This window comes from Candidatus Atribacteria bacterium (assembly GCA_011056645.1).
Classification (GTDB): Bacteria; Atribacterota; Phoenicimicrobiia; order Phoenicimicrobiales; family Phoenicimicrobiaceae; genus Sediminicultor; species Sediminicultor quartus.
Genome location: DSEL01000197.1, coordinates 1 through 8,737 on the forward strand (window position 1 = coordinate 1; position 8,737 = coordinate 8,737).

Annotated in this window: 7 protein-coding genes; 3 read left to right on the plus strand and 4 right to left on the minus strand. The window is 33.3% G+C overall.

All coding sequences use genetic code 11. The annotated features are described in order from the left end of the window. Positions 1–172 precede the first annotated feature (172 nt). A complete protein-coding gene (locus ENO17_09335; GenBank protein HER25237.1) occupies positions 173–2,386 on the plus strand; it encodes an LPS-assembly protein LptD in 2,214 nt (737 codons plus the stop codon). 444 nt (positions 2,387–2,830) lie between these two features. Here the strand turns inward: ENO17_09335 and ENO17_09340 are convergent, their stop codons facing one another. The 4 genes from ENO17_09340 to ENO17_09355 all read right to left on the minus strand — a co-directional run bounded on the left by ENO17_09340 (position 2,831) and on the right by ENO17_09355 (position 6,162). Beyond that, complete coding sequence (locus tag ENO17_09340; protein ID HER25238.1) at positions 2,831–3,415, minus strand: hypothetical protein; 585 nt, start codon at positions 3,413–3,415, stop codon at positions 2,831–2,833. A gap of 57 nt (positions 3,416–3,472) precedes the next feature. After that, positions 3,473–4,156, minus strand: coding sequence for a hypothetical protein (locus ENO17_09345; GenBank protein ID HER25239.1), 684 nt, complete (start codon positions 4,154–4,156; stop codon positions 3,473–3,475). A 185-nt stretch (positions 4,157–4,341) separates the two neighbouring features. After that, on the minus strand, positions 4,342–4,926 hold the full coding sequence (gene lptC / locus ENO17_09350) for an LPS export ABC transporter periplasmic protein LptC (protein ID HER25240.1): 585 nt from the start codon (positions 4,924–4,926) through the stop codon (positions 4,342–4,344). A 15-nt stretch (positions 4,927–4,941) separates the two neighbouring features. Then, a complete protein-coding gene (locus ENO17_09355) occupies positions 4,942–6,162 on the minus strand; it encodes a hypothetical protein (protein ID HER25241.1) in 1,221 nt (406 codons plus the stop codon). Positions 6,163–6,841: 679 nt separating this feature from the next. Here ENO17_09355 and ENO17_09360 point away from each other — a divergent pair. Continuing rightward, positions 6,842–7,165, plus strand: a complete 324-nt coding sequence (locus ENO17_09360; protein HER25242.1) for a hypothetical protein — start codon at positions 6,842–6,844, stop codon at positions 7,163–7,165. A gap of 213 nt (positions 7,166–7,378) precedes the next feature. Next, positions 7,379–8,632 carry a hypothetical protein gene (locus tag ENO17_09365; protein HER25243.1) on the plus strand — a complete coding sequence of 418 codons (1,254 nt, stop codon included), beginning with the start codon at positions 7,379–7,381 and terminating at the stop codon, positions 8,630–8,632. The last annotated feature ends 105 nt before the right edge of the window (positions 8,633–8,737 follow it).

The window sequence follows — 8,737 nt, forward strand, 5'->3', positions numbered from 1 at the left end:
ATATAATATGATTGACCGATTTATCAATTCACCGATTAATTTAGTATATGATATTATTCGTTATTATATAGCATATAATCTATAGTGAAAAAATACAGTGAATCTAAAACCTGTTTGAGTAACCAATCAATTAGTAAAAATTATATATAATCATTAAAAGGACGTCTTGATTATGACAATAATGCCGGCAAAGAATATAGGACTTTTTTTAGTAATAGCTGCACTAATTTTAGGGATGAACTTTGGGGGCTTGAATTTAGGGCTCACCATGATATCATTTGCCCAAGAGATAGAAGAGACTGGAGAGTCAACTATCACACCGGAGGTGCAAGAAACACCGGCAATCGAAGAAACCACCATAGATATAAACGAAAGCACCATGATAGAAGAAACAGTAGAAACAGAAAAAGAATTGGATATTTCTCTCATCGCCGAATATATTACTTATGAAAAGATTGAAGGAGAAGATCTGATTGTCGCCAAAGAAGAAGTTCATCTTAAATATAAGGATATTGAGGTAAAAGCTGAACACCTGAACATTAATTTAACTACCCATCTTTTCTTCGCTTCCGGAGAGGTTCTTTTTCAACAAGACGAAACTGAAACTCACTGTGAAGAACTTACCTATAACTGGAAAACCAAAAAAACAATTTTACTACGATTAAAGGGTCAAATAACCGGAGAGGGTATCGAGGGAAAGGTGTATTATCAGGGGGCTAAGATGGAAAATTTCCCGGAAACCGTGGAAATTACTGAAGGAAGTTTTACCACCTGTAAATTAGAAGAACCGCACTATCGTATAGTCGCCAAAGAAATGATTATTTACCCTAAAGACAAGATAATTGCCCGTCACATCTCCTGGTATGAAGGTAAGAAAAAAATAATTACCCTCCCCTATTTTTTAATCTTTTTAGACCGCAAAACTCAACAACCTATTCTTCCCAAAATAGGACAAAATAGTACAGACGGCTGGTTTATAAAAACATTTTTTAACTATTATATTGATGAAAAATCTTACGGCACCCTTTATATTGATTGGCTGGAAAAGAAAGGAATCGGAACGGGGGTTGAACATACCTGGGAAATAGGTAGTCAAGATAACCCTGGAGAAACCTCTCTTTACCTGTATCAGATCAAAGAAAAAGATAGCGGAAAAATAAATCTTACCGGTAAGGTAAAATATGATCAAGAGTTTAATAATAAAATTGAAACACAATTAACCCTGGATTATAGCGGAGTAAAAGCCAAAGAGGGAGAACTTATTAGCAATAATTTAAAAACTCAATTTACTCTTGATAAACAAGGAGAAAAATATAATCTCAAGGTAAGTGGTAAATATAATTTTAGCGGAAAAGATATGGAAAATTTAAATGTTGACGGTAATATAACCTTAAAACATGACTATACTATTAGTGATAATTTAAATTCTGCCCTCACTTTAATTTACACTGACAAAAATCAAGCCAGTCAGGAAGTAGCAGATCTGGAACTAAAACCGAAATGGGAACTAAAATATAAGGGCGATGGTTATACCTTAAATTTGACAAATGAAAAGAGATTCGATCTCGATGGCGATGATTATACCGGAGATGATGGTTCCAAGACAATTGACCGCTTACCGGAGTTTGTCTTTAATAAAAATGCTGATACCATCGGAGATACTAAGATTATTTATGATATTGACGCCTCAGTGGGACATTTCTATGAAGAAGCTACCGATGAAGATAATTGGCGCGGAGAATATATTATTAATCTCAAAAGAGCTTTTCCTTTTGGTGAATATTTAACTTTAACTCCTTCGGGAATCTTTCGGCAGGATGTTTATTTAAGCGGAGAAGCTCGTTATTTAGTGGGAGGAAAATTAGACTTAAAAGTAGCCGGCAACCCTTATATTTCCTCTACTCTATCCTATAATTATAATAAAACAGTAGGTCCAACTCCCTTTAATTTTGATTATATCGCCCCGGTAAGTAACACAATTACCGGAAAATTAACTTTAGAGCCTTCTGAAAAAATCAAGCTGGATTTATCCACTAACTACAATTTTGTCACGGAAAATTTTGGAAATTTAGTAGCTAAATTGGAGTATGAACCGAAAGACGATTGGAAGATGAATTTTAGTTCCTATTATAATTTAAATACTAAGGAATGGACTAAGAAGATAAATTCCACACTTGATCTGCAGTTAAATGATAATTGGAGAATCAAGTATAAAGGTGTACTTGATTTAGAAGATTTTAAATTGAGCAATAGTGTGGTGGGAATTACCAGAGACCTTCACTGTCGTGAGATAACCCTAAATTATAAACAAGCTACCAAGTCTATCTGGGTAGAATTCTATATCAAAGCTTTCCCGACAGAGAAGATTACTATAGGAGGACAGTAAGATAGTTGTTAGTGAATAGTGAATAGTTGTTAGTATAAGATACAAGTTGCAAGAGCAAGATGCAAGTCGTGAGTGAATACTAATTCGTATCGAGTATCAAGTATTGTATGAAGAAAGCCAAGATTCAGGAGCCTAATTCCTATCTAGATACTGTGTCAAAAGTCAACCAACAAACTCTCCTAAAAGACACGATGTTTAATTTTTCTTTCTATTATTTTTTAACCTGGTACATACTCCGTCTTATTCTCGTAGACGGCATGTGCTACCAGGAGTAATTTACGCATAGCGGCTATAACCGCTACCTTTTTGGATTTGTAGTTTATAAGTATTTAGTTTTCGGTAATAACAGAAATAAGCAGAAATATCCTCGTTAAAACAGGGAACTCATGTTCATTTTTTTTGGGCTAGTTATATAATTAATCAATTGACTGACGGGTAATTATATTAATAAAGAGTGTTGATTACAGCGGTTACTTTAGTTATATCAAAATCTGCTCCGCCATCCCCGGAATCATCTGTTGAATCTTCTCTGGTAACAGTAGCACCAAGCACAGTACTAATAATATTGAAATAACTATCTAAGTGGTCATAGTTGTTATTTTTAGTATCAGTAGTTACCACATTTATATCGACACTATTCGGATCTCCTATATCACTTAATGCTATAGTTGCATAGATCTTGTTTCCACTAACACTGCCTCCATAGAATATTGATTCAGAATCATCCTTTACTTGAGCAAAATCAAAGAATCCCCCTTCTAATTTAATATAATAAAATTCTTCGTCCCAGGATGAAACATCGTATTCCGGTCCAGTAGCTGAATTTCCATCAGCATCCATAACAATATAATATATTCCATCATTAGAATTGATTACTCCTGATACCTCTATGGTAATATCCAATTGATATTCAGTGTCTCCCGGTCCTGGTTCTGGTCCATAAGGCCACCTGGCACATCCGGAAGGACCTATCAATGTTCCAACTACCAATAAAATAACTATTACTCTTTTTAAATTCAATATTCCCATAAAATCGCCCTTCCTTTCCAAAAGGTAAACTTTAGTGCCTGGCACGAAAGTTTACCTTTAATCTAATTTGATGCCGCTTCGGACATTTCCTTCTACTTCTAATCTTTCGCCGTCAATATAAAAGACTGCTTTATCTCCGGTGATCCATCTACCGCTCTCTTCTTCTATTTTTACTTTGCCGGTTAAGGTAATCTTCTGCTCCTCATCATTGTAGATTGCATGTTCAACAGTAATAGTATAATCTTTCTTTAATATTTTTACTTCTCCGGTAGCGGTTAAGTCCTGGGTATCGGTAAAAATCTCCAGATGATTACAATTCCAGGTAATATTATCTTCTTTCTCTTCTTTATCTTTCCGTTCTTGAACCAATATTACTTTTTCCTGAAAGATATACCTCTTATCATTAAGAAAAGCTTCAAGATTTTCACCGGTAATGGTGATATCGCTCTGGACTAATTTTATATCTCCTTTTATCTGGCCAACTTTTTTTTCAACATCAAAATCCGCAGACTGAGCAGTTAGCGTGATATCTTCCTGAGAAACTATTACATTTCCCTCAAAGATCATTTTATCAGTAGTCTTATCATAAGTTACATTATCTGCTTCTATGTTTACCACTGATTCTTCAGCCTCTTTTGTTTCTTCCTGGGCAGAAGCATAAAATGATAAAAACAAAATAAAAGTCAGGGCTAAAAACATGATTAAAAATCTATTAAAAAGAAATTTTTTGTTATTTTTCATTATATATAAAAACTCCTTTCGATTATATTAGACACATCAGTCGTTAGTGAATAGGTGATAGCATTAGACATAAGGTATTTCAATTCGCCAATTGACCGATTGGCTAATTTACCAATTAAAAAAAAATTCAAAAAATAAGACACATTTAATATATTGTAAAGAAAATACGGAAAATGGAGGTAAGATTAGTTAATTTTAAAAGTTACTTTTACGTTCCCCTGTAATTCAAGCTGGTTTAGATCAACATCGCTAATTAGCCAATCAGCGGAAATATTATTTTCTTTTACCAATAGTTGCACCGGTTCTAAGCTGGCTAAGGTCTTCTCTTCTGAATCCCAGTAAAATCTTTCACCTTTTAGGATATCACCTTCTTCGGTCTGGATAATAACATCTCCTACTAATTCCATACTTTTACTTCCCATATCGGCAATGCATTTACTAAGCTGAATATTTAGAAAAGATCCATCATCTTTAAATATGACTGCTTTTTTAATCTTCTCAAAGATGGTCTTTTTTCTATCTTCGGCTAACGATATTTTATCAGCGTCGATCTCCCATTCTTTTTTCCCGGCCTTCATCCCTACCACGGTACCCTTTTCAATTTTCACCGGGGCCTCGTTTATTTCGATATCTTCTTCTTCTATTTCTTCAATATTTTCTTTTGGCACCCCAATACTCTGCTCTTTCCCCTTATTAAAAATAAAATAAAAAGAGAGAGATAATATCAAAATTATTATTACTATGAGCCATGAATATTTTTGATTAAACATATTATTATCATATCATTAATACCCTAAAGATAAAAGCATTTCATTCCAAAATGTGTCTTGAGAAAAATTAGTATTATCATAATAATTATGGTAAGCAATATAGGGAAAGTAAATTGAAAGCCCTTTGGAACGGTTTACCATTCCCCCACTATATTCCGATTTTATTATGGCGTAATCTATGCTTTGCTGGATAGCTGAGGCAATGTTTCTAACTCCAAGATTATTGGAATATAACAATAATTGACCACAAAAATCATATAAATCAATAAAATCAGGGTCTCCATAATACTGACTGTTCACAGAAGCTAAAATATATTTACTTTTAGGGGTTAAAGAATCGCTCATTATGGCAAGTGCTAAATTAGATAATTGGCTAGATAATGTATCCATATAACTTAGATCAATTGCTGATAGAGTGACATTGCCATAAGAGTAAGAGGAAATATATTTATCAACAATATCAGCTGCCAACTGATCGGATGATATAAGAGGACTACTCACCAGTTGAGCCAGTATAGTATCATAAGGCCAGCCATCTACGGGTACATTCTCCTCTGAGGTAACTAAAATATCGGCATAATCTTTTATCTGATAAGCTACTTCGGTCATAGCCATTAGGCAGGCATCCATCCCCACTATATCGATATTTCCCCCTATCTGAGCACTAATCTCAGAAAGGGCGTATTCCAATTCAGTCATAGTGATCTTATCTCCTCCGTTAGTATCGTCCCAGGCAATATCTTTAGTTAGGTTTAAGGAACGGAAACCTCCTCCATGATTCCAGATTACCAGTAGATATTTTTTAGCAGGATAATTAATCATTGCCCAATCGGTAAAATCGATTAAGGTTTGAGGGTCACCCATATTTAATTCACCCAAATCACTTTTTAACTGAGAATTTATCTGAACAGGATCAAAATCCTGAGTAATATAATATCTCCTGGTGGCAGTCCAATTTCCGTTAGAAATATCATCAGCATAACCTTGATTGTTAGCAGATAATACACTGTAAGGAATTCGATCGACTTGTACTATGATATTAACATCTGAAGTTGATCCAGCCATTTCCATTTCGTTTATATCATCAATACCCGCACTTTCCAGGTTATTATCAGAATCGAGATAGATCATTACTGTCCATTCGTCAGTCACATTCCTGGGGGGAAATAAAAAACATCCGGTCAAACTAATTGATAAGATTATTAGAATAAAAATTATTGCCTGTTTAGCTTTCATAAATTATGACTCCTTTTAATTAGTTGTTAGTGAATAGTGAATAGTCGTTACTATATAGTATAGCATATAGTTTTAGATTAATTAGATACTTGCTTGAATAGAAAAAAACTTAATGCGAAAATCCTGAAACTCTACAAGTGCTTGTAATGAAATTTTAAATCTATTTTTGTAATCGTTAATAATATACCATATAATAAATGAGAAGTCGAAAAAATTATAGATTAAGTTTCAATTCCCCAATTATTCAATTGACAAATATACCGATTTACCAATTCTCCAATTTTAATAAAAAAATCGTAGGGCAGGCGTCTAGCTTGTCTAAAGTCGTTAGCATTAAATACAAGAAATAAAGATGGTTCTTAGTTATTATTTTTTCATTTTTATATAAAGAAAATCATCTTTCAGTTAATAGCAAGAAAACGTTACAATGCGCTTCTATTTTCCTGAGACCCTGTTACTTGCTATTTTTAAATCAAATTTTACCACTAAAAAAGAATTTTTTAAAAAAATAAAATTTTTTTTAAAAAAAAGAAGGATTTTTAAAATATGGTGTCGTAGTAGTAATCAATAATCCCAGACTAGACAATTAATTTAAGAAAGGAGGATTCTAATAAATATTATACAAAAAGAAGAATTTATTTATTAAGTAATTAATACTAATAAAAGGAGGAAATTATTCATGAAAAAGAATGTTTTGTTAAAGGGTATTTTCTTATTAGTAGTAGTTTCTATATTGGCTATTGGATTTACGGGATGCTCACCTATGCCTTACCCCACCACAGGAACAGTTTACCTAGTAGTTTCTGGTTCGTACTATTATGACCTTTATATGGATTACAATCAATATTTTAATGATAGACTACAAGGTACTTACGTTATAAATAATGTTTCTATAGGAAATCATTTTTTTGAAGCAGTTGATTACTGGGGATGGACTTGGGGCTATGATTCTGTTACACAATACATAAGTCCTGGAGCAAATTACGTATATCTTTACCCTTAATCAGTAAATCAATCCCGATAAACAACTTCAAATTAATATAAAATATTAAAATTAACAAAAAGCAAAAAAGATAGGCTGCCCTTTATATCTATCTTTTAGATTCTGGTAGCCTATCTTTTTTTTATACCAAAATATTTATTGAAAAAGAGGATTTTAAAAAAAATGCCGAATTGATATGATAAGATATGATTCGGATAATAAGGGCAATGAATTATGTATAATTACATATCGTTAAATAAAGACTTTTTAATACTTCTAATTTTTCTAATGTTGAGTTTATTATTACTTACCGGTTGCTGGGGATATCCCTATCCTCCTAATACACCCACTCCTCCAATTTTATCAATTTATCTTACCGGAATTACAGTACAACCTGATACTATGGATTTAGAGGAAGGAGAATCGCAGTCTATTAATTCTGTTACTGCATATTATTCAGATTCAAGTATGGCAGATGTCCCCCTGAGCAATTGCAGCTACTATAGTTATAATCCCACTTGTGCTATTGCAAATTCAAATGGATTAATTACCGCTTTATCTGCAGGGTCAACCACTATTACAGTAATATACATCGAAGGAACAATAAGTAAAACTGATACAATAGAAATTACCATTGATACACCACCGATCCAAGACGAAATAGTATATCGTGCTCTCTGTGTGGGGGTTGGTGATTATATAAATTATGAAGGTAATGACGATTTATTAGCTCCATCTTATGATGTAGATAGAATACGTCAAATTTTACAACAATGCAGGTTTGGACCATCAAATATAATTTTTTCCAACATCAGTTATCTGAAAGATTGGCAGGCAATAAAGTTAAATATTCTGCAGAACATCTCCTCTACTTTTTCGGGTGCAGACAGTAACGACATTTCTTATTTTTATTTTAGCGGTCATGGAGCTCTGGTGGGAAACACTTCTTATATTTGCCCTGCTGATCTCACTTCTTTTGCTAATTCAGCGATCAGTGTAGATGAATTAGAAAGTGCTTTAAGTGCAATACCCGGCATTAAAGTAGTCTTTCTCGATTCCTGCTATTCCGGCGGATTTATCGGAAAGTCAATGGATGAAACAATAACTTCTAAAGAAAAGTTAGATACTTTTAATAATGAGGTTATTAATGTATTTTCCCAAGCTGATTCTAAGGGATTGCTCACCACCAATCAATATAAAGTTTTAACTTCCTGTCATTACTATCAAGAGTGTATGGAACTTTTGCCGGTTATACCGGGCGATTTTGATCCCTTTGGAGTATTCACTATGGCTTTGTGTGAAGGTTGTGGGTATTATGGCAATTACCCAGCGGATAGCAATCTGGATACCAAAGTCAGCTTACAAGAAGCTTATCTTTATGTAAAATCCTATGTAATGCAATCAGATATACAGTTGCCCAACATTAGCATTATCCAAGATGTACAGGTTTATCCAAATGGCTCAAATTTTCCTATCGTGGAATATTAAATTAGATACTGTGTTAAAAGTCAACTCACAAACTCTCCTAAAAGACACGATATTTGATTTTTAGTATTTTAGTTTTAAATCGCTACATACTCCGTCTTATTATGG

Excerpts from the sequence above, each read along its gene's own strand:
- ENO17_09360 (HER25242.1), top strand. The coding sequence starts at position 6,842 with ATGAAAAAGAATGTTTTGTTAAAGGGTATTTTCTTATTAGTAGTAGTT.
- ENO17_09355 (HER25241.1), bottom strand. The coding sequence starts at position 6,162 with ATGAAAGCTAAACAGGCAATAATTTTTATTCTAATAATCTTATCAATT.
- lptC (HER25240.1), bottom strand. The coding sequence starts at position 4,926 with ATGTTTAATCAAAAATATTCATGGCTCATAGTAATAATAATTTTGATA.
- ENO17_09335 (HER25237.1), top strand. The coding sequence starts at position 173 with ATGACAATAATGCCGGCAAAGAATATAGGACTTTTTTTAGTAATAGCT.
- ENO17_09345 (HER25239.1), bottom strand. The coding sequence starts at position 4,156 with ATGAAAAATAACAAAAAATTTCTTTTTAATAGATTTTTAATCATGTTT.
- ENO17_09365 (HER25243.1), top strand. The coding sequence starts at position 7,379 with ATGTATAATTACATATCGTTAAATAAAGACTTTTTAATACTTCTAATT.
- ENO17_09340 (HER25238.1), bottom strand. The coding sequence starts at position 3,415 with ATGGGAATATTGAATTTAAAAAGAGTAATAGTTATTTTATTGGTAGTT.